Below are 24,398 nucleotides of genomic sequence, written 5' to 3'. Positions count from 1 at the left end.
ATGGTGACGGCGCTGACGACATCGTGATCTACCGGGCGCAGACGGCGGAGTGGACGATCTGGTCGGCCAAGCGGCAGACCCTGCTGCTGTCCGCCACCAAGTACGGCTCCACCGTCGACAACGACATCCCCCAGATCGGCGACTTCGACGGCGACAACCACGACGACATCGCCGTCTACCGCAAGAACGAAGGCCGCTGGCACATCAAATCCATCGAGAAGAACACCGTGCTGTACAGCAACTACCCCTACGGCGGCAACAGCTCCGACATCCCCATCAACAACTAGCGACAACCACACCGCGGGTGCCATCCGACGTGCCGGATGGCACCCGCACACACCCTCCCCCGCACGAAAGGCTCTTCATGCCCCGCACCCCTTTCCTGTCAGTGGCCGCTGTCGGCACCGCCACACTTGTCGGCGCGATGACGCTGGGAACCGCCTCTGCGGCCTATGCCATACCTGAGCCCGCACCCGGTATCGTTCCGTTCGCGGTGCAGACCGAACCCTGCGACCCGAACGGTGCGACGGGCGCGGATGCCGCGCTTGCCATCCAACTCAATGACCAACTTCAGAGCGACATGCGCGGATACATGGACGCGTACCGGACCTCCTGCGCCCGGGTGGTCGTGCAGGCGGTCAAGGCACGCGGGCTGGCCGAACGCGCTGCCGTCATCGCGATCGCCACCGTCATCGTGGAGACCCACCTACAGAACCGCAGTGACGTGGTGGACCACACCAGCGTCGGGCTCTTCCAGCAGCAAGACCCGTGGGGAAGCCGAGAGAACCGCCTGAATCCGGTCTGGGCCACCAATGCCTTCCTGAACAAGATGCTCCAGGAGTACCCGAACGGCACCTGGCAGACCGAACAGATAGGCACCGTCGCCCAGCGGGTTCAGCGGTCCGCTTACCCGGACAGGTACCAGGTCCAGGCGGCCGACGCGCAGCGGATCGTCGACGCGCTCTGGACCGGCGGTCGGCCGCGTGCTGATTTTGATGGTGACGGTTTTGATGACATCGGTCTGTATCGGCAGAGTGAGGCTCACTGGCATGTCAAGTCCGTCAAGCGGAATGCGGTCCTGCTGAGTTCTCACAAGTACGGGTCCACTGTCGATGACGACATTCCGTTGGTGGGTGATTTCGACGGTGACGGCTACTCGGACATCGCGGTCTATCGGAGGAACGAGGGCCGCTGGCATGTCAAGTCGGTCCGTAAGGACGCGGTCCTGCTGAGTAGCCATCCTTTCGGTGGTTGGGGCTCGGACATTCCTCTTGCCGGGGATTTCGATGGTGACGGCGCTGACGACATCGTGATCTACCGGGCGCAGACGGCGGAGTGGACGATCTGGTCGGCCAAGCGGCAGACCCTGCTGCTGTCCGCCACCAAGTACGGCTCCACCGTCGACAACGACATTCCGTTGGTGGGTGACTTCGACGGTGACGGCTACTCCGACATCGCGGTCTACCGGAAGAACGAGGGCCGCTGGCACATCAAGTCGGTCCGCAAGGACGCGGTCCTGCTGAGTAGCCATCCTTTCGGTGGTTGGGGCTCGGACATTCCTCTCGCTGGGGATTTCGATGGTGACGGCGCTGACGACATCGTGATCTACCGGGCGCAGACGGCGGAGTGGACGATCTGGTCGGCCAAGCGGCAGACCCTGCTGCTGTCCGCCACCAAGTACGGCTCCACCGTCGACAACGACATCCCCCAGATCGGCGACTTCGACGGCGACAACCACGACGACATCGCCGTCTACCGCAAGAACGAAGGCCGCTGGCACATCAAATCCATCGAGAAGAACACCGTGCTGTACAGCAACTACCCCTACGGCGGCAACAGCTCCGACATCCCCATCAACAACTAGCGACAACCACACCGCGGGTGCCATTCGACGTGCCGGATGGCACCCCAGCACTCGACGACTGGACGCGCGTACGCCGTCCGCGAAGCGAGACAGACCCATATCCGCAGCTCGACCAGGTTGCTGGAGGATCTGTTCGATCGTGTAGCGAACTCGAAGGTGGTATGAAAGGTGCCCCCGGCAGGATTCGAACCTGCGCCCCCGCCTCCGGAGGGCGGTGCTCTATCCCCTGAGCTACGGGGGCTCAGCGACTGGAGAAGACTAGCAAACGCCCCTCCCGATCGCCCAATCGGTATCGGCGCGTCAGGCGGCGAGTGCGCGTCCGCAGCTGGGCAGCGGGTGCGGCACGATGCGCCGGGGGAGCCGGCGCGGCCATTCGTTGCGGGCCCATGAGCCGTCCACGATCAGGTGTACGGTGCGCCGCTCGGCTCCGCTCAGTCGGTGCACGAACTCCCGGGGCAGCGGCGGGTCGACCGACGGGGTGGTGACCATGAACCGGACCCGTCCCCGCGAGGAGACCGCCGAGATGACGTCGGCCGCAGGCATGGTGCCGCGCAGTCGGACCCGACCCACCCAGTAGACCTCGGCCAGGTGTTCCTGGGCCGCCCGGGCGATCGCCGGGTACTCGCTGCGGACCCAGCGCTCGACCGCCCCGACGCAGAGTCCGCAGGCCCGCTCGCGGGGCTCGCGCGGACCCAACCCCCAGGCCCGCAGGTACGCCCCGACCACTCCCACGTCCAGCGTCAGACCGAACTGTTGCTGGATGAGGGCGTGCAGACTCTGTCGGGTCCACAGCTCCTCGTCCAGGCCGAACGCGTCGGGGTGTACGCCCCGAAGGGTGTCGATCAGTTCGAGTTCCTGTTCGCGGCTGAGTGTTCCCGGCTCACCCTGCCGCTGTCCGCGACGGACGGCTGCCACCGCTCCGTCACCGCCGATGGTGTGGCGTCGGCACCAGCTGGTGACCGACCGCCGCGCGTCTCTGAGTGCAACCCCCACGTCCCGGACAACGAGTGCAGTTCGCTCCAAGTAACCCCTAGAGGGAAAATCGGTCTTATATCCCCAAGATGGGGCGCAGGAGGCAATCTCGATGGCGCTCGGCCGCCGACACGCCGCCGCCCCGCTCGATCAGGCGAGCGGGGCGGCGAGGGTTGGTACGCCAGACGAGCGGATCAACCGCCGGTGGGGGTCATTCGGCGCAGCTCGTTGATCTCTTTCTGCTGAGTCTGCTTCATGGCCTCGGCCATCCGGACCACCTCGGCACGATCGGAGACCTGCAACAGGCCGTCGGCCATGTGCACGCCGCCGAGGTGATGGTTGATCATCAGCTTGATGAAGAGTTGGTCGACCTCGACGCCCTGGGCCTCGTGCAGTTGGGTGATCTCCTCGCGGGTCGCCATGCCGGGCATCAGCCCGTCCGGGCCGAGCGGCACGGCGTCCGGCATCCACTCCATCGCCGGCCGCGAACCGGTGGGCAGCAACTCCCACTCCTGCAACCAGCGCTGCATGTGACCGATCTGGGCCTGCTGGGTCAGGGCCATGTCGTAGCCCATCTGCCGCAGCGCCGGATTCTGTGCCTTGTCGTACGCGATCATCGCCATCTCCACCGCCTGGGCGTGGTGGCGGGACATGTCCCGAGCGAAGCCGGCCTCGGCCGAGTCGTCACCCGGCGCCCGGTCCGACACCAGTGTCGCGGCCGTCCAACCGACGCCGAGCAGTAGCACCGCCGCCATGACCAGGGTCAGGTAACGCAGCGTCCGGGACGACCGGTGGAGTTCGGTGCCGTTGCGCTGCGCCGGGGTCGCCTCCTGGATCGCGCTGGGCATGTCAGCCACCCGTCGGCGGAGCCAACTCGCGCGGCTCGGTGCCGGTGCCGGTGGTGTAGTTGCCGGAGGAGCAGGGCACACCCGGCTCGATCGAGGCGTTCTGCGCCAGCGTGGTGACGAACTCCTTGATCCGGGGGTCGTCGGCGCTGTCGACCTTGAGCTGGTAACCCCAGGCCTGGAGCGACACGGCGGCGTCCAGCCCCTCGTACGGGCTCATCAGCATGAAGTCGTTGCCCCGGATCACGCTCGCCAGCTTCTCGACGTCGGCCGCGGGCAGGTCGGGACGGTAGGTGAGCCAGACCGCGCCGTGCTCCATGCTGTGCACCGCGTGCTCGGCCGCGATCGGCGCGTCGTAGACGTCGCCGAGGCACCGCTGCCAGGCGTTGTTGTGCGCGCCGCCGACGGGCGGGGCGTACTTGTATTCGATCTTGCCGGACTGGTGTGACTCGTAGGTGAGGCTGTCCGGGTCGTCCTGGCGGTAGTTGACGATGCCCGCGATGTCGGCGGCCTTGTCCTCCCAGGACTGGCTGCCCTTGAAGGTCGCCCAGGCGCCGAATCCGATGATCGACGTGGCGAGCACACCGACGGCGACGAAGAGCGCGATCGGCCCCCACGACCGGCCCTGGCTGACCTTCACCGGGGTGATCGGCTTACGCGGCCCCTTGCCGCCCCCCGCGCGCTTGGCCGAGCCGGACTTGCTCGGGCCGGCCTTGGCTCCGGTCGCCTTGGCGCCGGCGGCCGGCCGTCCCGCCGCCGGCTTCTTGCCGGTGCTGACCACGGTCGGGCGGCGCTCCGGGCCACCCGGGGTGCTGATACTCATCGTCCCTCGTCAGGTCGGTCGGTCAGGGGCTCTGGCGGGCCGGGTTCGGATGCTGGGTCGCCGCCGCGGGGACCGAGTCTACCCCCGATAACATGGATCGGTGACTCCTGCAGAACTCGCCGAAGCCGTCCTCGCCGCCGCTCACGCCGTCTTCGCCGACCGAGAGCTGGACCGTTCCGCGCTGCCGGAGCACACCACGGTCGAGCGACCGCGCAACCCCGAGCACGGCGACTACGCTGCCACCCTGGCCCTTCAGCTGAGCAAGAAGGTCGGCCTGCCGCCCCGGGAACTGGCCGCCGCACTCGCCGCCGAGCTGGCCAGCACGCCGGGGATCAAGTCGGTCGAGATCGCCGGCCCGGGCTTCCTCAACATCCGGCTCGACGCCGCCGCCGCGGGACAGCTCGCCCGTTCGATCGTCGAGGCGGGCGAGGAGTACGGCCGCGGCGACCGGCTGGCCGGTTTGAAGATCAACCTGGAGTTCGTCTCGGCCAACCCGACAGGCCCCGTGCACATCGGTGGCGTTCGTTGGGCGGCGGTCGGCGACGCGTTGAGCCGGCTGCTGCGGGCCACCGGAGCCGAGGTCGGCACCGAGTACTACTTCAACGACGCCGGCTCGCAGATCGACCGCTTCGCCCGCTCGCTGCTCGCGGCCGCCCGACACGAGCCGGCACCGGAGGACGGCTACGGCGGTGCGTACATCGCCGAGATCGCCGAGCAGGTCACCACCCGGCGGCCCGACGTGCTGACCCTGGACGACGCCGCCGCCCAGGAGGTGTTCCGGGTCGAGGGCGTCGCGTTGATGTTCACCGAGATCAAGTCGTCGCTGCGGGACTTCGGGGTGGAGTTCGACACCTACTTCAACGAGAAGGACCTGCACGATCGCGGCGAGTTGGAGCACGCCCTGACCCGGCTGCGCGAGCAGGGCCACCTCTTCGACTCCGACGGCGCCACCTGGCTGCGGACCACGGACTTCGGCGACGACAAGGACCGGGTGCTGCGCAAGTCCAACGGTGAGTGGACCTACTTCGCCGCCGACTGCGCCTACTACCTCGACAAGCGGGAACGTGGTTTCGACCGCGTCGTGATCATGCTCGGCGCGGACCATCACGGCTACGTCGGCCGGATGAAGGCGATGGCCGCCTGCTTCGGTGACGACCCCGAGCAGACGCTGGAGATCCTCATCGGCCAGCTGGTGAACCTGGTCCGCGACGGCGCGCCGGTCCGGATGAGCAAGCGGGCCGGCACCGTGGTCACCCTGGAGGATCTGGTCGACGCGATCGGGGTGGACGCCGCCCGCTACGCGCTGGCCCGCTACTCAAGCGACTCGCCGATCGACATCGACATCGAGCTGTGGACCCGGGCCACCCGGGACAACCCCGTCTACTACGTGCAGTACGTGGCGGCCCGTACGGCAAGCGTCGGCCGCAACGCCGCCGAGGTCGGCCTGACCCGGGGCGACGCCGCGTCGTTCCGGCCCGAGCTGCTCGACCACGACAAGGAGAACGAACTGCTCAAGGCGCTGGCCGAGTTCCCCGCCGTGGTGGCCGCCGCCGCCGAGCTGCGGGAGCCGCACCGGGTGGCCCGGTTCCTGGAGGACCTGGCCGGGGCGTACCACCGGTTCTACGACAACTGCCGGATCCTGCCCCGGGGCGACGAGGCCGTCACCGACCTGCACCGGGCGCGGCTCTGGCTCAACGACGCGACCCGGGTGGTCATCGCCAACGGGCTGCGCCTGCTCGGCGTCTCGGCACCGGAGCGGATGTAGCCGTGAGCGCGAGAAGTGAGCTTGCGAGCCCCGCAGTCGCGAAGTCAGGGAGGCACTGATGCGGGCTCACGAGGCGGGCGCGCTGCACGGCGACATCGGCAACCGGGGGCCGGCCTGGCTGCGTACCCCCGACGACGTCAACGCCCTGGTGCCGCAGCTGTGGCCGCGCCACGTGACGCGCGGCGCCGACGGCGCGCTCACCGTCGCGGGCCTCGGCGTACGCGACATCGCCGCCGAGTTCGGCACCCCGGTGTACGTGCTCGACGAGGACGACCTCCGCTCGCGCTGCCGGGATTTCCGGGCCGCCTTCCCGGACGAGGACATCTACTACGCCGGCAAGGCCTTCCTCTGCCGTGCGGTGGTCCGGATGATCGCCGAGGAGGGCATGTTCCTCGACGTGTGCAGCGGCGGCGAGCTGGCCGTGGCGCTGGCTGGCGGGATGCCGCCGGAACGGATCGGCTTCCACGGCAACAACAAGTCGGTGGCCGAGCTGACCCGGGCCCTCGACGTCGGGGTGGGCCGGATCATCGTCGACTCGTTCCACGAGATCGAGCGGCTCACCGCGCTGGCCCGCGAACGCGGCGTCCGGCCCCGGGTGCTGATCCGGGTCACCGTCGGGGTGGAGGCGCACACCCACGAGTTCATCGCCACCGCCCACGAGGACCAGAAGTTCGGCTTCTCCCTCGCGGGCGGGGCGGCCCTGACCGCGGCGCTGCGCGTGCTCGACGAGGACGTGCTGGAGCTGCGTGGGCTGCACTCGCACATCGGCTCGCAGATCTTCGACACGAGCGGCTTCGAGGTCTCCGCCCGTCGGGTGCTGGCCCTGCAGGCGCAGATCCGCGACGCTCGCGGCGTCGAACTGCCCGAGCTGGACCTCGGTGGTGGTTTCGGCATCGCGTACACCTCGCAGGACGATCCGGCTGCCCCGCACGACCTGGCCAAGCGGCTGCGCAAGATCGTGGACTCGGAGTGCGCGGCGGAGCGGCTGGCCACGCCGCACCTGTCAATCGAACCGGGGCGGGCGATCGTCGGCCCGGCCGTGTTCACCCTCTACGAGGTGGGTACGGTCAAGGATGTCGATGGCATCCGGACGTACGTCAGCGTCGACGGCGGGATGAGCGACAACATCCGGACCGCCCTGTACGACGCGTCGTACTCGGCGACCCTGGCCTCCCGGGGGAGCGTCGCCGGCCCGATGCTCGCCCGCGTGGTGGGAAAGCACTGTGAGTCCGGGGACATCGTGGTGAAGGATGAATTCCTGCCCGCCGACGTGCAGCCCGGAGATCTTGTCGCGGTGCCCGGCACGGGCGCGTACTGCCGCAGCATGGCCAGCAACTACAACCACGTGCCCCGCCCCGGCGTGGTCGCGGTTCGCAACGGCCGGGCCCGGCTGATCGTTCGACCGGAGACCGAAGAGGACCTGCTCGCTTTGGATGTGGGATGACGTCACCTGTACGCCTTGCCCTGCTCGGCTGCGGCACCGTCGGTGCCGAGGTGGTCCGGCTGCTGCACGAGCAGTCGGCGGACCTCGCCGCCCGCGTCGGTGCTCCGTTGGAGATCGCCGGCATCGCCGTACGCCGGCTCGGACGGGACCGCGGCGACCTCCCGGTCGACCCGGCCCTGTTCACCACCGACGCGCTTGGGCTGATCAAGCGGGACGACGTCGACGTGGTGGTGGAGGTGGTCGGCGGCATCGAGCCGGCGCGCGGCTGGCTGGTGGAGGCGTTGCGGGCCGGCAAGAGCGTGGTCACCGCCAACAAGGCGTTGCTCGCCGAGGACGGCGGCACGTTGCACGACGCGGCGGCGGAGGGGGGCGGCGACCTCTACTACGAGGCGTCCGTGGCCGGAGCCATCCCGCTGCTGCGCCCACTGCGGGAGTCGCTGCACGGTGACCGCATCACCCAGGTCACCGGCATCGTCAACGGCACCACCAACTTCATCCTCTCCGCGATGCACGCCACCGGCGCCGGGTTCACCGAGGCGCTGGAGGAGGCGACCGAACTGGGGTACGCCGAGGCCGACCCGACGGCCGACGTGGAGGGCTTCGACGCCGCCGCCAAGGCGGCCATCCTCGCCTCACTGGCCTTCCACAGCCGGGTCGCCGCCGCCGACGTGCATCGCGAGGGCATCACCGAGGTCACCGCCGCGGATGTGGCCAGTGCCAAGGCGATGGGTTGCACGATCAAACTTCTCTGTATCGCCGCGCGTGGCGCCGACCGGCAGGGCCGGGAGGCGGTGAGTGTCCGGGTGCACCCGGCGATGATCCCGGTGACCCATCCGCTGGCCAGCGTGGGCGACGCGTTCAACGCGGTCTTCGTGGAGGCCGAGGCGGCCGGGGAGCTGATGTTCTACGGACGTGGTGCCGGTGGGGCGCCGACCGCCAGTGCGGTGCTCGGTGACGTGGTGGCGGTGGCCCGCAACCGGCTCGCCGGAGTGCGCGCGGCAAGCGAGTCCGCCTACGCCGACCTGCCGGTACGACCGATGGGGGAGGCGCTCACCCGCTACCACATCAGCCTCGACGTGGCCGACCGACCCGGTGTGCTGGAGTCGGTGGCCGGGGTGTTCGCCCGGCACGAGGTGTCGATCGCCACCGTCCGTCAGGGGCCGGCCGCCGGTGCCGCCGGAGCGGCCGGTGATGCCGTCCTGGTCATCGTGACCCATGTCGCGCCGGACGCGGCGCTCGCGGCGACCGTCCGGGAACTGCGCGGGCTGGACATCGTCCGGTCGGTGGCGAGCGTGCTGCGGGTGGAGGGCGGGCTGTGAGCGGCCGGACCGATCGCGGAGGCGAGGAGAGCGTGATGTGGCGTGGTCTGATCGACGCCTACCGGGACCGGTTGCCGGTCACCGACGCCACGCCGGTGGTCACCCTGCACGAGGGGAACACGCCGCTGCTGCCGGCGCCGGTGCTCTCCGCCCGGCTCGGCTGCGACGTGTACCTCAAGGTGGAGGGCGCGAACCCGACCGGCTCCTTCAAGGACCGAGGCATGACGATGGCCGTCTCCAAGGCGGTCGAGGCCGGCAACAAGGCGATCATCTGCGCCTCCACCGGCAACACCTCCGCCTCCGCCGCCGCGTACGCGGCCCGGGCCGGGATGACCTGCGCCGTGCTGGTGCCGCAGGGCAAGATCGCGTTGGGCAAGCTGGCCCAGGCGCTCGTGCACGGGGCCAAGCTGCTCCAGGTCAACGGCAACTTCGACGACTGCCTGGCACTGGCCGCAAAGCTCGCCCAGGACTACCCGGTAGCCCTGGTCAACTCGGTGAACATCGACCGGCTGCACGGCCAGAAGACGGCCGCCTTCGAGATCGTCGAGGCGCTCGGCGACGCACCCGACATCCACTGCCTGCCGGTGGGCAACGCCGGCAACATCTCCGCGTACTGGATGGGTTACGCGGAGGACCATGAGGCCGGCAACGCCAGCCAACTACCGAAGATGTACGGCTTCCAGGCGGCTGGCGCGGCGCCGATCGTGACCGGGCAGGTGGTGGCCGAGCCGTCCACCATCGCCACGGCAATCCGGATCGGCAACCCCGCGAGTTGGACGAAGGCCCTGGATGCGCGGGACACCTCCGGGGGCCTGATCGAGGCGGTCACCGACCGGGAGATCCTGGCGGCGTACCGGCTGCTGGCCCGGGAGGTGGGTGTCTTCGTGGAACTGGGCAGCGCGGCAAGCGTCGCCGGCCTGCTCCAGCAGGCCGCCGCCGGCCGGGTGCCGGCCGGGGCCACGGTGGTCTGCACGGTCACCGGGCACGGTCTCAAGGATCCAGAGTGGGCCATCTCCACCGCGCCCGCCCCGGTCACCATCGCCAACGATCCGCTCGTCGCCGCCCGCTCGCTCGACCTCGCCTGACGGCCGGGCGCCCTCCCGCTGGTCCGCTTGGCTTGCTGATCTGCTGGCTGATCGCCCGAGTTCGCGACCCGCTTCTGCCGGCGGCCGGCTTTCGCGGCATCCGGCGTCACGCGGGCTCGCTGGCGGGAGGGACAGGTGCTCGCGTCCTGTCGAGCTGAACCAGCTGTGCTCTCAGCGTCCCGCTGAGCGTCGGCGCTGCGATGTCATTCGCGGACGTCACGTTGGCGCTGGCGCTGGCGCTGGCCACCGGTCGGCTCCGGTGAACCGTCTGTGCAGTCAGCTCGACAGCGCGCGGGGTACGTGTGGTTCGCCCGGTCGGGTTCGGGGGTGACCGCGCTGGCGAAGGTCCGGGTGACCAGGCCGAGCACCTCGTGGCGGGACCCGTCGTGTTCAGCCAGGTAGCTCCAGCCCGCGTGGAGCTGTGCCCAGAGCACGGATTGCAACCAGGTGGCGGGCAGCCGGTCGATGCTGCCGTCGCTGCGGATCGGTACCGCCGAGAGCTCGGCTGCCCCGGAGGCCGGTGGACCGACCGGGTCGGGCACACTGCTCGTACCCCTCGACCCTCTCCCTCAGGAGTGAGCCTCGCGATGTCGCTGCTCGCCAGATTCAGCCTCGCCAACCGAGGGCTGGTAGCCCTCATCGCGGTGGTGACCACGGCGTTCGGTGCGTACGCCGTGCCGTCACTGAAGCAGCAACTCCTACCGTCACTTGAGTTTCCCGCCGCCTTCATCGTGGCCCAGTACCCCGGTGCCGGGCCGGAGGTCGTCGAGTCGGAGGTCGCCGAGCCGATCGAGAACAGCCTGCGTGGCATCGCCGGTCTCGACTCGGTCATCTCGACCTCCCGGGAGGGCCTCACCACCATCCAGGTGCAGTACGAGTTCGGCACCGAACTCGACGACATGGTCAGCAGAATGCAGACCGCGATCAACCGGACCAGCCTGCCGGAGGGCGTCGACCCGCAGGTGATCGCGGGCAGCACCGACGACCTGCCGGCGGTGGTGCTGGCCGCGTCCGGCGACGACGACGAGCGGACCCTCGCCGGCAAGCTCCGGGACACCGTGGTGCCGGAACTGGCGGCGATCGACGGCGTACGCGGCGTCGAACTGACCGGAGTCCGGGACGAGCTGGTGGTGATCACGCCGGATCCGGCGAAGCTGGCGAAGGCGAAGGTGCAGCCGACCGCGATCGGCACCGCGTTGCAGGTCAACGGTGTGGCGGTGCCGGCCGGTGCCGTGCTGGACGGTGAGCGCACCCTGCCGGTGCAGGTGGGTGCCCCGCTGACCACGCTGGACGAGCTGCGGGACGTGATCGTCGCTCCGCCGGTCAAGAAGGCCGGTCCGGTCCGCCTCGGCGACGTGGCCACGGTCGAGGAGCAGCTCGCCCCGGCCACCGCCATCACCCGTACCAACGGCCGGGAGAGCCTCGGCATCGCGGTCACCGCCGACCCGGACGGCAACGCGGTAGAGATCTCGCACGCGGTCGCCGATCGGCTCGCCGACCTGCGCTCCGCCACCGGTGCCGAGCTGACCGTCGTGCTCGATCAGGCGCCGTTCGTGGAGAAGTCCATCAAGACGCTGAGCACCGAGGGTCTGCTGGGTCTGATCATGGCCGTGGTGGTCATCCTGGTGTTCCTGCTGTCGGTGCGTTCCACAGTGGTCACCGCGGTTTCCATCCCGCTGTCGGTGGTGGTGGCGCTGATCGCCCTCTGGATCGGTGACTACTCGCTCAACCTGCTCACCCTCGGCGCGTTGACGGTCGCGGTCGGCCGGGTGGTGGACGACTCGATCGTCGTGCTGGAGAACATCAAGCGGCACCTGACGTACGGCGGACCGAAGCGGCAGGCGATTCTCACCGCCGTACGCGAGGTGGCCGGCGCGGTCACCGCGTCGACCTTGACCACGGTGGCCGTCTTCGCGCCCATCGCCCTGGTCGGCGGCTTCGTCGGTCAGCTCTTCGCGCCCTTCGCGATCACGGTCACCGTGGCGCTGCTCGCCTCGCTGCTGGTGTCGCTGACGGTGATCCCGGTGCTCGCGTACTGGTTCCTCAAGCCGGTGAGCGGTGCGGCCGACGGTGCGGCGGTGCGTCGGGCGGCGGAGGAGCGCGAGCTGCGCAGCCCGTTGCAGCGGGCGTATCTGCCGGTCATCCGGTTCGCCACCGGTCGGCGGGCCTACCGGTGGGCGACCCTGGCGGCGGGGCTGCTGGTGCTGTTCGGCACCTTCGGCCTGGCCCGGCAGTTGGAGACGAACTTCCTCGACGACTCCGGCCAGGACACCCTCAACGTCCGCCAGGAACTGCCGATCGGCACCGGGCTGGCCGGCACCGACGCGGCGGCCCGGCGGGTCGAGGCGGTGCTGGCCGATACTCCGGGCATCGACTCGTACCAGGTCACCGCCGGTGGCGGCGACACGCCCTGGGCCGGCAGCGCCGGCAACAACGTGGCCAACTACGCCCTGCGGCTCGGCGGGGAGACCGACGCGAAGGCGATGCGCGGCGTGCTGCGGGACCGGTTCGCGTCGCTCGGGTCCGAGGCCGGCGAGATCACCTTCCCGGCGGGTCAGGGCGGGGCGTCCGCCAACGAGCTGGCGGTCATCGTCCGGGCGGCCGATCCCGAGGTGCTGGCCGCCGCCGCGCAGCAGGCCGAGACGGCGCTGACCGGCATCGGCGGGGTCGAGGACGTTTCGACCACCCTGGCCGAGCGGGTACCCCGGGTCGACGTGACCGTCGACCGGGAGGCGACCAGCCGGGCCGGGCTCACCGAGGCCGCCGTCGGTCAGCTGGTGTCGCAGGCCTTCCGGGGTACGCCGCTGGGGCAGGTGACCGTCGACGGCGCCGCCCGGGACGTGGTGCTGCGGCTGTCGGCGGCACCGCCGGTGACCGTGGCGGAGCTGAAGGCGCTGCCGGTGGGTGCGGTCACCCTGGACGACGTCGCCGATGTCACCGAGACCACCGGCCCGCAGCAGGTGCGGCGGATCGACGGTGAGCGCAGCGTCTCGGTGACCGGCACGGTAACCGGCTCCGACCTGGGCGCGATCAGCACCGAGCTGCAGAGTCGGCTCGACGCGATCGACGTACCGGGGGCCACGTTCTCCCTCGGCGGGGTCAGCGCCGAGCAGCGGGAGACCTTCGCCGATCTGGGTCTGGCCGTGCTGGCCGCGATCGCGATCGTCTTCCTGATCATGATGGCGACGTTCCGCAGCGTGGTGCAGGCGCTGATCCTGCTGGTCTCCATTCCGTTCGCGGCCACCGGAGCGGTCGCCCTGCTGCTGGTCAGCGGCACCGCGCTGAGCGTGCCGGCGCTGATCGGTGTGCTCATGCTGGTCGGCATCGTGGTGACAAACGCCATCGTGCTGCTCGATCTGGTCAACCAGTACCGAGACCAGGGGATGGGTGTGCGGGAGGCGGTGGTCGAGGGCGGACGGCACCGGCTACGGCCGATCCTGATGACCGCGATCGCCACAATCTTCGCGTTGACGCCGATGGCCTTCGGGCTCACCGGGGAGGGTGGTTTCATCTCGCGACCGCTGGCGATCGTGGTGATCGGCGGCCTGCTCACCTCCACCCTGCTCACGCTGATCCTGGTGCCGACGCTGTACGCCATGGTGGAGGACACGAAGGTGTCGGTGCGGGCGTGGCGGCGTCGCCGCCACGGTGACCCGGCCGATGAACCGGGTGACGGCGAGGCCAACGACGGCGACGGCACCGAGCCGGACACCGACCGGACGCCGGTGGCCGCGCAGGTCGGCGCCGGCCGGGTGGATGCCGGCCGGCGGGAGAGCCGGCCGGTACCGGCGGCACCCTCCGGGGCGTTGATCGAGAACACCGACCAGTTCGAGGTGCTCCGGCTGCCGAAGACCCGTAGTTCGCCGTTCCCACCGAACGAGTGACCGGGCGTCCCCGGAGGGTTCTCGGGCCCTCCGGGGATGTCCGCGCTCCGACTCGGCCACCGACGGTGGCCGGGTATGGTCCGCTCCGTGGCGTCCACCCTCTCGGTCCTCACCCGCAACCGGAACTTCCGTAATCTCTTCCTGGCCGAGCTGGTGGTCTTCGGTGCCGACTGGTTCGTCATGGTGCCGTTGCTGGTGCTGCTGCCGAAACTGACCGGCAGTGGCGTGTGGGGTGCCCTGGTGCTCGCCGTGGACACCGGCATCGTGGCGCTGCTGCTGCCGTACACCGGCACCATCGCCGACCGGTTCGACCGACGCACGATCATGATCGTCTCCAACGCCGCCGCGCTGGTCGGTGTCCTGCTGTTGCTCGGCGTACGCGATGCCGGCACGGCCTGGCTGGCGATGCTCGGCATCGGCGTGGTCGCGGTGGCGAAGGCGTTCTACTCCCCGGCGGCGCAGGCGGCGCTGCCGAACGTGCTCGATCCGGACGAGCTGGCCGCCGGCAACGCGGTGGCCGGTTCGGCGTGGGGCACGATGACCGTCGTCGGCGCGTCGCTCGGTGGGGTGCTCAGCGCAGCGGCCGGGCCGTACGCCTGCTTCTGGGTCGGCGCGGTCGGGCTGGTGATCGCCGCGGGCCTGGCCACGCTCATCCGCCGCCCGTTGCAGGCATCTCGGGAGCGGGGTGCGAAGCCGCCGCAGACGTGGGCGGCGATCCGCGAGGCCCTGGTCTACATCGGGCACCGTCCCCGGGTGCTGGCGCTGGTGACGGTCAAGTCGGCGGTGGGCCTCGGCAACGGCGTGCTGACCGTCTTCCCGCTGCTCGCCGGGGTGTACGGGGTCGGCGCGCTCGGCGCCGGCCTGCTGTTCGCCGTCCGTGGTGCCGGCGCGCTGGTCGGTCCGATCATGATGCGTCGGGTGCTGACCAACCGCGCCTGGCTGCTGCCCGGCCTGGCCCTTTCCATGTCGGCGTACGGTCTGGCCTACCTCGGCACCTCCGTGGTTGCCTGGTTCCCGCTGGTGCTGGTCCTGGTCTTCGTGGCCCACTTCGCCGGCGGCAGCAACTGGGTGATGTCGAACTTCGCCCTGCAGGGCGAGGTGCCGGACCGGCTACGGGGTCGCGTCTTCGCCACCGACATGATGCTGGCGACTCTGGCAATCTCCGTCAGCCAGCTGGTGGTGGCCGCGGTCGTGGACATCGTCGACGAGCGGGTCGTACTGGCCGGTTGCGGCCTGGTCACCCTGGTCTACGCGATCGGTTGGCGGATCGCGACGCGGCGTCTGTCGCTCACCGTGTCGCCACCCGCCGTCACCGAGAACCGGTAGCGCGAGCCGGCCGGGACCACCGGTGTCCGGCGTCCCAGGTGCCGGGCGATGCTCCCCATCGGTGGCGGCTGTCCCTAGCATGGGCGGCGTGTCGACCACATTCGTCGCCGAACCGGTCCGGGTCCGGGTGCCGGCCACCAGTGCGAACCTGGGGCCGGGCTTCGACGCGCTGGGGCTGGCCCTCGCGCTCCACGACCACGTCGCCGCAGAGGTGACGGCCGGGGGCGTGACGGTGACGGTGACCGGCGAGGGAGCCGGCGACCTGCCGGTGGACGACGGTCATCTGGTGGTACGCGCCATGCGCGCGACCTTCGACGCGCTCGGCGGGCAACCACCCGGGCTGGTGGTGGATTGCGTCAACCGCATCCCGCAGGCGCGCGGCCTCGGCTCCTCGTCGGCGGCGATCGTCGCCGGGGTGCTGCTGGCCCGGGCGCTGGTGACGGAGGGCGAGAGTCGCCTCGGTGACGACGCGGTGCTGCGGCTGGCCGCCGAGATCGAGGGCCATCCGGACAATGTCGCACCCTGCCTGCTCGGCGGCTTCACCCTGGCCTGGACGGAGCCGGACGGTTCCCGGGCGGTGTCGCTGCCGGTGGCCGACGAGGTACGCCCCTCGGTGCTGGTGCCGGCCGAGCGGGGGCTGACCGCCTCGGCCCGTGCGGCGCTGCCGGCCACCGTGCCGCACCCCGATGCCGCGTTCAACGCCGGCCGCGCGGCGCTGCTGGTGCACGCGTTGACCACACAGCCGGCGCTGCTGCTGCCGGCGACCGCCGATCGGTTGCACCAGGGCTATCGCGCGGCGTCGATGCCGGACACGAATACCCTGGTCAACGAGCTGCGTGCGGCCGGTGTGGCGGCCGTGGTCAGTGGTGCCGGGCCCACCGTGCTCGCCCTGTCCGAGCTGCCCGTAGAATTCGACGCGGGAACAGACTGGCGGCTGCTGCGGTTGCCGGTAGATGTATGCGGGGCGCAGGTCGAGCGGGGTAGACTCGGACACGCGGAGCGGGACCCTGTTGCCGCAGGTCGTAAGAGTTGATTACGCTCTAGACTTAGCACAGCCGCGAAGCATGCGATCTCCCTGCGGGTCGGCGCACCCCCGAAGCTTTCGGCGGTAAGCCCGTCATCCCTGCCTAGGCTAACGCCGCACCGCAGTCTTCACTGGTCGCCGCAGACGGCGAAACCCGCCCACCGCTGCATCTGGTGGGTCGGGAGACCGACCGGCTGCTGTGTCAAAGACTCCCGCGAAGCGTCATGCGAGGCGGGTGTACCGAGGCCGCCCGGCCACCTGTAGTCGATTCCGGGCAGTCCCGGCCTATCGAGGGAAGGAATCCATTGAGCGACACCACCGACGTGACGTCGGATGTTTCCAACGTCGCTGGCGATGCCACCACCGCTGCCCCCGCCCGCCGTCGGCGCAGCGGCACCGGCCTGTCGGCGATGCTGCTGCCGGAGCTGCAGAGCCTGGCCGCGTCGCTCGGCATCTCGGGGACGGCTCGCATGCGCAAGGGCGAGTTGATCAGCGCGATCACCGAGCGGCAGGGCGGCGCTGCCGGGGCCCCTCGACCACGGGCCGAGGTCGCGGCGGCCGCCGCGCCGGTCCGCGAGGAGGTGCACGCGGAGGTACGGGACACCGGCGAGCGGCCGGAGGCCGAACGCCGTGGCGCCGAACAGCCGGCGGCGAGCGTCGAGAGCGAGGGTCGTGGCCGTACCCGGCGCAGCCGGACCGCCCTGGCGGAACCGCGTGCCGAGGAGGCCGCCGCCGACGGCGAGCGGTCCGAGGGCCGGTCCGGCCGTGATCGTGGCGCCGAACGCGGCGATCGTGGCGATCGTGGCGACCGTAGCGATCGTGCCGCCGATCGGGGCGAGCGGGCTGAGCGTGGCGACCGTGCCGACCGGGGCGACCGTGCCGACCGTGCCGACCGGGGCGACCGCGCCGATCGTGGCGAGCGGGCTGAGCGTGGCGACCGTGCCGCAGAACGGTCCGAGCGCGGCGAGCGTGCCGCCGACCGGGGCGACCGGGGCGACCGGGGCGACCGTGCTGAGCGCGGCGACCGGGGTGACCGGGGCGAGCGCGGCCAGCGCGCCGACCGGGACAACGACGGTGACGACGACGGCGAGGGCGGCGGTCGGCGCAGCCGGCGCAGCCGTTTCCGGGACCGTCGGCGGGGCCGGGGTGACCGCAACGATTCGGGCGGCGACGGCGGTCGTGAGCCGCAGGTCAGCGAGGACGACGTGCTCGTTCCGGTGGCCGGCATCGTCGACGTGCTCGACAACTACGCCTTCGTCCGGACCACCGGCTACCTGGCCGGTCCCAACGACGTCTACGTGTCGATGTCCCAGATCAAGAAGTACGGCCTGCGGCGCGGTGACGCGATCACCGGCGCGGTACGGGCGGCGCGTGACGGCGAGCAGCGGCGCGACAAGTACAACCCGCTGGTCCGGCTGGACACCATCAACGGGATGGAGCCGGACGAGGCCAAGCGCCGGCCGGAGTTCTACAAGCTCACCCCGCTGTACCCGCAGGAGCGGCTGCGGCTGGAGACCGAGCCGCACATCCTCACCACCCGGGTCATCGACCTGGTCATGCCGATCGGCAAGGGGCAGCGGGCGCTGATCGTCTCGCCGCCGAAGGCCGGTAAGACCATGGTGCTGCAGGCGATCGCCAACGCCATCACGCACAACAACCCGGAGTGCCACCTGATGGTGGTGCTTGTCGACGAGCGACCCGAAGAGGTCACCGACATGCAGCGGTCGGTCAAGGGCGAGGTCGTCGCGGCCACGTTCGACCGCCCGCCGCAGGACCACACCACCGTCGCCGAGCTGGCGATCGAGCGGGCCAAGCGCCTGGTCGAGCTGGGCCACGACGTCGTCGTGCTGCTCGACTCGGTGACCCGGCTCGGTCGGTCGTACAACCTCGCGGCGCCGGCCAGCGGTCGGATCATGTCGGGTGGTATCGACTCCACCGCGTTGTACCCGCCGAAGCGTTTCCTCGGTGCGGCCCGCAACATCGAGAACGGCGGCTCGCTGACCATCCTCGCCACCGCCCTGGTGGAGACCGGTTCGATGGCGGACACGGTCATCTTCGAGGAGTTCAAGGGCACCGGCAACGCGGAGCTGAAGCTGGACCGGAAGATCGCCGACAAGCGGACCTTCCCGGCCATCGACATCCACCCGTCCGGTACGCGCAAGGAGGAGATCCTGCTCGCGCCGGAGGAGTTGGCCATCGTGCACAAGCTCCGCAAGGTGCTGCACTCGCTGGACTCGCAGGCGGCGCTCGACCTTCTGCTGGATCGGCTCAAGCAGTCCCGTACCAACATCGAGTTCCTGATGCAGATCGCCAAGTCGACGCCGGGGGAGTAGCCTCCGCCGACGAAGATCGACGAGTGGGGCGTGGCCGGATCCGGCCACGCCCCACTCGTGTGCCGGATCGGCCCGTGTCTCGCCGCCCGTACCCTCTCGGGTTCCGGCCCTTTGCTCTGCTTCACCCCACGCACCGGAGGCCGGCCGGAACCAGTGCGCCGGTTGAAGCAGAGCAAAGGGGTGGGGAGGTAGGTATCTTTTTGCCGGTGGCGGCGGGGCGGGTGCAGGAATGCTTCGCGCAGGTGGTGGGAATGCGTACGCGAGGCCCGATGTTGCTACCGGCGACCAGTCGGTGTCGGCCCGATTCCGGGGCCCACCGAGGCCCGTGGCACACTGGTCAATCGGCCACCGGTTCCGGTTCACGCCCTCACCAGCAGGCACAGGGGCGACCCGGCGACCAGAGACGAGAGGACCGAGGCGACATGAAGCCCAACATCCACCCGGAGTACGTGACCACCGAGGTCAGCTGCTCCTGCGGTAACACCTTCACCACCCGCAGCACCGCCAAGGGCGGCTCGATCCACGTCGAGACGTGCAGCGCCTGCCACCCGTTCTACACGGGTAAGCAGCGTGTGCTGGACACCGCTGGTCGGGTCGCGAAGTTCCAGCAGAAGTACGCCAAGGTTCAGGGCAAGAAGGCCAAGTAGCTCCTCGTCCGACGCCCGCGTCCGGTTTCCCGCCGGGCGCGGGCGTCGTCCGTCTCTGTCCGGTCACAAGGAGCGAATTCCAGCATGAGCAGTGAACGCCTGGCCGCCCTCCTCGACGAGTACGCCGAGTTGGAGAAGCGACTGGCCGACCCCGCGATCCACGCCGACCAGGGCACCGCCCGCCGGGTCGGGCGTCGCTACGCCGAGTTGGTGCCGCTGCACAAGGCCGCCGCCGAGTTGGAGCAGGCCCGCGCCGATCTCGCCGCGGCGCGCGAACTCGCCGCAGAGGACGCCTCCTTCGCCGCCGAGGCCGAGACGATCGCGGCGACGCTGCCAGTGCTGGAGGAGCGTCTCGCCGAACTGCTCATCCCGCGTGACCCGCACGACGCCAAGGACGTCATCGTCGAGATCAAGGCGGGCGAGGGCGGCGAGGAATCCGCGCTGTTCGCCGGTGACCTACTGCGGATGTACACCCGGTACGCGGAGCGGCGCGGCTGGGTCACCGAGGTCATCGACGCCCAGGATTCCGACCTCGGCGGGGTCAAGGACGTCTCGCTGGCGATCAAGACGAAGGGTGCGCCCGAGGGTGGCAACGGCGTCTGGTCCCGGTTGAAGTGGGAGGGCGGCGTGCACCGGGTGCAGCGGGTCCCGGTCACCGAGTCGCAGGGACGCATCCACACCAGCGCGGCCGGCGTACTGGTGCTGCCGGAGGCCGAGGAGGTCGACGTCACCATCGACCCGAACGAGTTGCGCATCGACGTGTTCCGCTCGTCCGGTCCCGGCGGCCAGTCGGTGAACACCACGGACTCGGCGGTGCGGATCACCCACCTGCCCACCGGCATCGTGGTCTCGTGCCAGAACGAGAAGTCCCAGTTGCAGAACCGGGAGCAGGCGATGCGGATTCTGCGCGCCCGGCTGCTGGCCGCCGCGCAGGAGCAGGCCGACGCCGCCGCGTCGGACGCCCGCAAGGCCCAGGTGCGTACGGTGGACCGCTCGGAGCGGATCCGCACCTACAACTTTCCGCAGAACCGGATCACCGACCACCGGATCGGCTTCACCGCGTACAACCTCGACCTGGTGCTCGCCGGGGAGCTGGACGGCGTGCTCGACGCGCTCGGCGAGGCGGACCGGGCCGCGCGCCTGGCGGGCGACGCGGAGCTGACCCGCCGCTGAGCCTCAGCGGACGGCTCAGGCGCTACGCGGCCGGGCCTTGGACCGCAGCATCTCCCGGTCGGCGGCCTCGAAGGCGGCGCCGAGCGCGTCCCGCTGGCCGGGGCCGCCGGTGCCCACCTCGGCGAAGCCGATGCTGACCCCGACCGGGGTGCCGGGTACCAGCGACTCCCAGTCCTCGGTGCGGACGGCGGCGTCGATCCGCCGGGCCACCTCGGCCGCCTCGGTCATCCCCGCTTCCGGCAGCACCACCACGAACTCGTCGCCGCCGTAGCGGGCGACGAAGTCGCCCCGACGCATCACCCGGTTGATGACTCCGGCGACACGTTGCAGGACCAGGTCCCCCGAGTGGTGCCCGTGCCGCGTGTTCACCGCCTTGAACCCGTCCAGGTCGCAGACGCCGATCACCACCCGTTCGCCCCGGGCGACCACGGCCGCGATGTAGCGCTCCAGCCGGCGCCGGTTGGGCAGCCCGGTCAGCGGGTCGGTCAACGCCTCGCCCTCGAACCGGGCCGCCTCGCGGCGCATCTCCTCGTGGTCGATCCGGGCGGCGATGCCGTCGATGTAGACGTCGCGGAGCCGGTCGTGGCGCTGCGCGGCGAGCCGGAAGGCCAGCCGGTCGGCGCGGTGCGCGGCGGCGTGGTCGCCGGCTCGTCCCAGCGCCATGCTGCGCAGCCGGGGTGCCTCGGCAGCGCCGAGCGTCTCGGCGGATACCTGGACGGTGTCCAGCCGGGTGACCGCCTCGATCGGGCGTCCGCTGGCGATGGCGAGGCACACCTGGCCGAGCTGGCGCATGTCGCGGGCCCGGGCACTGTCCGCGCCGTAGCCGAGCAGCCGGGCCGGGTCCAGGCCCGGGACAGGGTCGATCTCGTCGCCGAGGGCGCACCGGCGGGCGGCGGCGTAGCCGTAGGCGGCCAGGCTGCTGGGGCGCAGCCGGTCGGCACGCCCGGCGGTGACGAACCGGCCCAGGTCACCGCCGACATCCCGCAGTACGCGCAGACAGCCGTCGCTGTCGCCGGTGTGGTCCAGGGCGACCGCGTTGCGCAGCCGGATGCCCGGTGCGGCGAACGTCTCCTCCGGGATGCCGGCGGCGGTGCCGAGCTGTCGGGCGCGTTCGATCGCGCCCAGCGCGTAGCCGTGGAAGCTGAGGTACGAGTACGCCATCGCCAGGTCGTGCCAGCCCCAGGCGGTGTCCCGGTCCGGATCCTCCACCGCTCCGAGTGCCCGGGCGGCCTTGACCAGGTGCGTCACGCAGCGGTCCAGCGCGCCCTGATGGTGGGCGGCCAGCGCGGCCAGGGCGTTGAGGTGCCCGTGCAGATAGGGCTCGGCGAGGTCGCGTACGGCCGCGGACGCCTCCTCGATGGCGCGGGTGTACTCGGCGGTGCGCCCGAGATTGATCAGGGCCGAGAGCCGCTGCACGAGCGCGTCGGCGCGGGCGTGCGGGTCGCGGGTGGCACGCAGCACCTGATCCAGGAGCCCGTACGCCTCGGTGGAACGGCTCACCTCCTGCAACGCCCGCGCCTTCGTCAGGGCGTCAACCTGGTCCTCGACCCGGTCGAGCCAGCCCACCCGCGACCTCCTGTCGGTGTGCCGCTGCACCCGCTTATGCACGTGCACGGCGACGCCTCATGATTATTGCGTGACCACCGCACCGCAACACCCGTCCGAAGGGACGAGACGTCACCGTCCGACGTCCGTGATCGCCGACGCGGCCCGTGCTCTCGCCACCGGCGGCGTGACCTCGGCCCGCGTGGAGGCCGAGCTGCTGGCCGCGTACGTGCTCGAGATCCCTCGCGGGCGGTTGGCCCTGGCGGACGGCTTCACCGACGAGCAACTCGACGCCTACCGAGCGCTTGTGGTCCGTCGGTCCCGACGGGAACCGTTGCAGTATCTCACCGGCACCGCCGGTTTCCGGCACCTGGAGCTGGCCGTCGGGCCGGGTGTCTTCGTGCCACGCCCGGAGACCGAACTGCTCGCTGGCTGGGGCGTCGACCAGGCCCGGCGGGTCGCGGGCAACGACGGCGGGCAGGCGGACGGGCGGCCGGAGCCGCTGGTGGTGGACCTGTGCAGCGGGTCGGGGGCGATCGCCCTGTCGGTGGCGTCCGAGGTGCCGCAGGCCCGGGTGGTGGCGGTGGAACGCTCGCCGCAGGCGCTGTCCTGGCTGCGGCGCAACGCGGCGGATCGGGTCGCCGCCGGTGACCGGCCGATCGAGGTGGTGGCGGCGGACGTCACCGATGCGGCGCTGCTGGCCGAGCTGGCAGGTCAGGTGGACGTGCTGCTGTGCAACCCGCCGTACGTCCCGCTCGCCGTGGCCGTACCTCCGGAGGTGGCCGAGCATGACCCGGCGGAGGCCGTGTTCGGTGGGGCGGACGGGCTGGACGTCATCCGCCGGGTGATCGACCGCGCGGGTTCTCTGCTGTCACCCGGCGGCGCTCTCGGCATCGAGCACGACGACAGCCACGGCGCGGTGCTGCCCGCCCTGCTCGCCGCCGACGGTCGGTACGCCGCGATCGTCGACCACCGGGACCTGGCCGGCCGGCCGCGTTTCGTCACCGCGTCCCGCCTCGCGGACCGCCCGCCACCCGATGCGACCACGACGTGGCAGACTGGCTCCTCGTGATGCTCTACGACTGCCGGTCGGTCGCCGACCGGGACCGCGGCATCGCTGCGGCCATCGAGGCGGTCCGCAACGGCGAACTTGTCGTCCTGCCGACCGACACGGTCTACGGGATCGGTGCCGACGCGTTCACCCCGTACGCGGTCAAGGCGCTGCTGGACGCCAAGGGTGTCCCGCACGCCTCGCCGCCGGTGCTGATCGGTTCCCGGCACACCCTCGACGGCCTGGCCTACACCCTGCCGACCGCGGCGCGGGACCTGGTCGAGGCGTTCTGGCCGGGGGCGCTGACCATCGTGGTGAAGCACTCGGCGAGTCTGCGGTGGGATCTCGGCGACGACAGCGGCACCGTGGCGGTGCGGATGCCGCTGCACCCGGTGGCGCTGGAGGTGCTGCGCGAGACCGGGCCGATGGCGGTCGCATCGGCCAACAAGCTCGGCCAGCCGGCCGCGCTCACCGCCGACCAGGCACGTGACCAACTCGCCTACTCCGTGCGGGCGTACCTGGAGGCGGGGCCGGCGGTGGATCCGGTGCCCAGCACGATCGTGGACCTGACCGGCGACGAGCCGGTACTCGTCCGGGAGGGCGCGATCGACCTGGCCCGGCTCCGTGAGGTGGTACCGGAACTGCGTGAGAGTCAGGTGGCGTAGGTGCCTCCCTTCACCGTCCTGCACGTCTGCATGGGCAACATCTGCCGCTCTCCGATGGCCGAGCGGCTGCTCACGCTGGCCCTGGCCGATCGGCTGGCCCGGCGCGAGGTCGATCCGGCCCAAGCCGAGGAACTGCTGCACAGCCACAGCGCGGGCACCGGCGGTTGGCATGCCGGTGAGGAGATGAATCCGCCGGCCGCCCGTCAGGTCACCAACCGGGGCGGCAACACCGCCGGGTTCGCCGCCCGCAAACTGCGCTCCGACCACATCGACGCCGCCGACCTGGTGCTGACCGCCACCGCGGATCAGCAGGATTACGTGACCGCGTTGCGGCCCGACGCCGCCGCCCGCACGTTCGTGCTCGGCGAGTTCGGCCGGCTGCTGGCCGCCCTCGATCCGGCCGGGCTGCCGGCGGCCGAGGCCACCGCCGACGCGGTCCACGCCCGTGGCGTGGCGTTGGTCGAGGCGGCACACGAGGCCCGCCAGGGCGCCACCGCGTTGCCCACCGACGACCTCGACGACCCCTGGGGGCGCGGTGACCAGTGCTTCACCCGGGTCGCCGACGAGATCGAGGAGACGGTGCAGCCGCTCGCCGCGCTACTGCTCCCCTGATCGGCGAATTTCATCCGGGTT

Annotated in this window: 20 protein-coding genes and 1 tRNA gene; 15 read left to right on the top strand and 6 right to left on the bottom strand. The window is 70.9% G+C overall.

Features of this window, described 5'->3' with window-relative positions; all coding sequences use genetic code 11:
- A partial coding sequence (locus KBX00_RS27505; RefSeq protein ID WP_210830967.1) for a VCBS repeat-containing protein occupies positions 1–287 on the top strand: 287 nt, incomplete at its 5' end.
- Between the two features lie 137 nt (positions 288–424).
- Complete coding sequence (locus KBX00_RS27500; RefSeq protein ID WP_210830966.1) at positions 425–1,864, top strand: FG-GAP-like repeat-containing protein; 1,440 nt, start codon at positions 425–427, stop codon at positions 1,862–1,864.
- Between the two features lie 169 nt (positions 1,865–2,033).
- Here KBX00_RS27500 and KBX00_RS27495 read toward each other — a convergent pair.
- The 4 genes from KBX00_RS27495 to KBX00_RS27480 all read right to left on the bottom strand — a co-directional run bounded on the left by KBX00_RS27495 (position 2,034) and on the right by KBX00_RS27480 (position 4,504).
- Positions 2,034–2,105, bottom strand: a tRNA-Arg gene (locus KBX00_RS27495).
- A 59-nt stretch (positions 2,106–2,164) separates the two neighbouring features.
- The gene (locus tag KBX00_RS27490) at positions 2,165–2,857 is read right to left on the bottom strand and encodes a winged helix-turn-helix domain-containing protein (protein ID WP_210830965.1); all 693 of its coding nucleotides are present in this window, start codon (positions 2,855–2,857) and stop codon (positions 2,165–2,167) included.
- A gap of 173 nt (positions 2,858–3,030) precedes the next feature.
- A complete protein-coding gene (locus KBX00_RS27485) occupies positions 3,031–3,684 on the bottom strand; it encodes a DUF305 domain-containing protein (protein ID WP_210830964.1) in 654 nt (217 codons plus the stop codon).
- Between the two features lies 1 nt (position 3,685).
- The gene (locus KBX00_RS27480; protein WP_210830963.1) at positions 3,686–4,504 is read right to left on the bottom strand and encodes a DUF3105 domain-containing protein; all 819 of its coding nucleotides are present in this window, start codon (positions 4,502–4,504) and stop codon (positions 3,686–3,688) included.
- A 100-nt stretch (positions 4,505–4,604) separates the two neighbouring features.
- Between KBX00_RS27480 and argS the strand changes: the two genes are divergently transcribed.
- The 4 genes from argS to thrC are packed head-to-tail and all read left to right on the top strand — an operon-like array spanning position 4,605 to position 10,117.
- A complete protein-coding gene (argS, locus tag KBX00_RS27475; protein WP_210830962.1) occupies positions 4,605–6,269 on the top strand; it encodes an arginine--tRNA ligase in 1,665 nt (554 codons plus the stop codon).
- Between the two features lie 58 nt (positions 6,270–6,327).
- Positions 6,328–7,713 carry a diaminopimelate decarboxylase gene (gene lysA, locus KBX00_RS27470; RefSeq protein WP_210830961.1) on the top strand — a complete coding sequence of 462 codons (1,386 nt, stop codon included), beginning with the start codon at positions 6,328–6,330 and terminating at the stop codon, positions 7,711–7,713.
- The gene (locus KBX00_RS27465; protein WP_210830960.1) at positions 7,710–9,032 is read left to right on the top strand and encodes a homoserine dehydrogenase; all 1,323 of its coding nucleotides are present in this window, start codon (positions 7,710–7,712) and stop codon (positions 9,030–9,032) included. Before lysA ends, KBX00_RS27465 begins: the two co-directional genes overlap by 4 nt.
- Before the next feature lie 35 nt (positions 9,033–9,067).
- Positions 9,068–10,117 carry a threonine synthase gene (gene thrC, locus KBX00_RS27460; RefSeq protein WP_210830959.1) on the top strand — a complete coding sequence of 350 codons (1,050 nt, stop codon included), beginning with the start codon at positions 9,068–9,070 and terminating at the stop codon, positions 10,115–10,117.
- 203 nt (positions 10,118–10,320) lie between these two features.
- On the opposite strand, the gene KBX00_RS27455 is transcribed toward thrC, so the two are convergent.
- Positions 10,321–10,659: a hypothetical protein gene (locus KBX00_RS27455; protein WP_210830958.1), complete on the bottom strand. Its 339-nt coding sequence runs from the start codon at positions 10,657–10,659 to the stop codon at positions 10,321–10,323.
- Between the two features lie 45 nt (positions 10,660–10,704).
- Here KBX00_RS27455 and KBX00_RS27450 point away from each other — a divergent pair, with 45 nt between their 5' ends.
- The 6 genes from KBX00_RS27450 to prfA all read left to right on the top strand — a co-directional run bounded on the left by KBX00_RS27450 (position 10,705) and on the right by prfA (position 20,504).
- Positions 10,705–14,001: an efflux RND transporter permease subunit gene (locus tag KBX00_RS27450; protein ID WP_210830957.1), complete on the top strand. Its 3,297-nt coding sequence runs from the start codon at positions 10,705–10,707 to the stop codon at positions 13,999–14,001.
- Positions 14,002–14,088: 87 nt separating this feature from the next.
- Entirely contained in the window at positions 14,089–15,327 is a 1,239-nt protein-coding gene (locus KBX00_RS27445) for an MFS transporter (RefSeq protein ID WP_210830956.1), read from the top strand.
- Positions 15,328–15,415: 88 nt separating this feature from the next.
- Positions 15,416–16,360, top strand: a complete 945-nt coding sequence (gene thrB / locus KBX00_RS27440; protein ID WP_210830955.1) for a homoserine kinase — start codon at positions 15,416–15,418, stop codon at positions 16,358–16,360.
- Positions 16,361–16,656: 296 nt separating this feature from the next.
- Complete coding sequence (gene rho, locus KBX00_RS27435; protein ID WP_210830954.1) at positions 16,657–18,684, top strand: transcription termination factor Rho; 2,028 nt, start codon at positions 16,657–16,659, stop codon at positions 18,682–18,684.
- 422 nt (positions 18,685–19,106) lie between these two features.
- The gene (gene rpmE / locus KBX00_RS27430) at positions 19,107–19,331 is read left to right on the top strand and encodes a 50S ribosomal protein L31 (protein WP_093405395.1); all 225 of its coding nucleotides are present in this window, start codon (positions 19,107–19,109) and stop codon (positions 19,329–19,331) included.
- An 84-nt stretch (positions 19,332–19,415) separates the two neighbouring features.
- Entirely contained in the window at positions 19,416–20,504 is a 1,089-nt protein-coding gene (gene prfA / locus KBX00_RS27425; protein ID WP_210830953.1) for a peptide chain release factor 1, read from the top strand.
- A 15-nt stretch (positions 20,505–20,519) separates the two neighbouring features.
- Here the strand turns inward: prfA and KBX00_RS27420 are convergent, their stop codons facing one another.
- Positions 20,520–22,070, bottom strand: coding sequence for a GGDEF domain-containing protein (locus tag KBX00_RS27420; protein WP_210830952.1), 1,551 nt, complete (start codon positions 22,068–22,070; stop codon positions 20,520–20,522).
- A 70-nt stretch (positions 22,071–22,140) separates the two neighbouring features.
- Between KBX00_RS27420 and prmC the strand changes: the two genes are divergently transcribed.
- The 3 genes from prmC to KBX00_RS27405 are packed head-to-tail and all read left to right on the top strand — an operon-like array spanning position 22,141 to position 24,377.
- Positions 22,141–23,121 (top strand): peptide chain release factor N(5)-glutamine methyltransferase, encoded by a 981-nt coding sequence (gene prmC / locus KBX00_RS27415; RefSeq protein WP_210830951.1) that lies wholly within the window; start codon positions 22,141–22,143, stop codon positions 23,119–23,121.
- The gene (locus tag KBX00_RS27410) at positions 23,121–23,765 is read left to right on the top strand and encodes an L-threonylcarbamoyladenylate synthase (protein WP_210830968.1); all 645 of its coding nucleotides are present in this window, start codon (positions 23,121–23,123) and stop codon (positions 23,763–23,765) included. The genes prmC and KBX00_RS27410 overlap by 1 nt, the downstream gene beginning before the upstream one ends.
- Positions 23,766–24,377: a phosphotyrosine protein phosphatase gene (locus KBX00_RS27405; protein WP_210830950.1), complete on the top strand. Its 612-nt coding sequence runs from the start codon at positions 23,766–23,768 to the stop codon at positions 24,375–24,377.
- Positions 24,378–24,398: the final 21 nt, after the last annotated feature.

The sequence above is a fragment of the Micromonospora sp. C95 genome (assembly GCF_018070465.1).
GTDB lineage: Bacteria > Actinomycetota > Actinomycetes > Mycobacteriales > Micromonosporaceae > Micromonospora.
The sequence above is the reverse complement of the archived record's forward strand: the minus strand, read 5'-3'. Positions and strand labels throughout refer to the sequence as shown.

Bases quoted from the DNA above. Each gene is read 5' to 3' on its own strand.
- lysA (WP_210830961.1), top strand. From the start codon at position 6,328: ATGCGGGCTCACGAGGCGGGCGCGCTGCACGGCGACATCGGCAACCGG.
- KBX00_RS27465 (WP_210830960.1), top strand. From the start codon at position 7,710: ATGACGTCACCTGTACGCCTTGCCCTGCTCGGCTGCGGCACCGTCGGT.
- prfA (WP_210830953.1), top strand. From the start codon at position 19,416: ATGAGCAGTGAACGCCTGGCCGCCCTCCTCGACGAGTACGCCGAGTTG.
- thrC (WP_210830959.1), top strand. From the start codon at position 9,068: ATGTGGCGTGGTCTGATCGACGCCTACCGGGACCGGTTGCCGGTCACC.
- KBX00_RS27485 (WP_210830964.1), bottom strand. From the start codon at position 3,684: ATGCCCAGCGCGATCCAGGAGGCGACCCCGGCGCAGCGCAACGGCACC.
- KBX00_RS27500 (WP_210830966.1), top strand. From the start codon at position 425: ATGACGCTGGGAACCGCCTCTGCGGCCTATGCCATACCTGAGCCCGCA.
- KBX00_RS27410 (WP_210830968.1), top strand. From the start codon at position 23,121: ATGCTCTACGACTGCCGGTCGGTCGCCGACCGGGACCGCGGCATCGCT.
- rpmE (WP_093405395.1), top strand. From the start codon at position 19,107: ATGAAGCCCAACATCCACCCGGAGTACGTGACCACCGAGGTCAGCTGC.
- KBX00_RS27480 (WP_210830963.1), bottom strand. From the start codon at position 4,504: ATGAGTATCAGCACCCCGGGTGGCCCGGAGCGCCGCCCGACCGTGGTC.
- KBX00_RS27450 (WP_210830957.1), top strand. From the start codon at position 10,705: ATGTCGCTGCTCGCCAGATTCAGCCTCGCCAACCGAGGGCTGGTAGCC.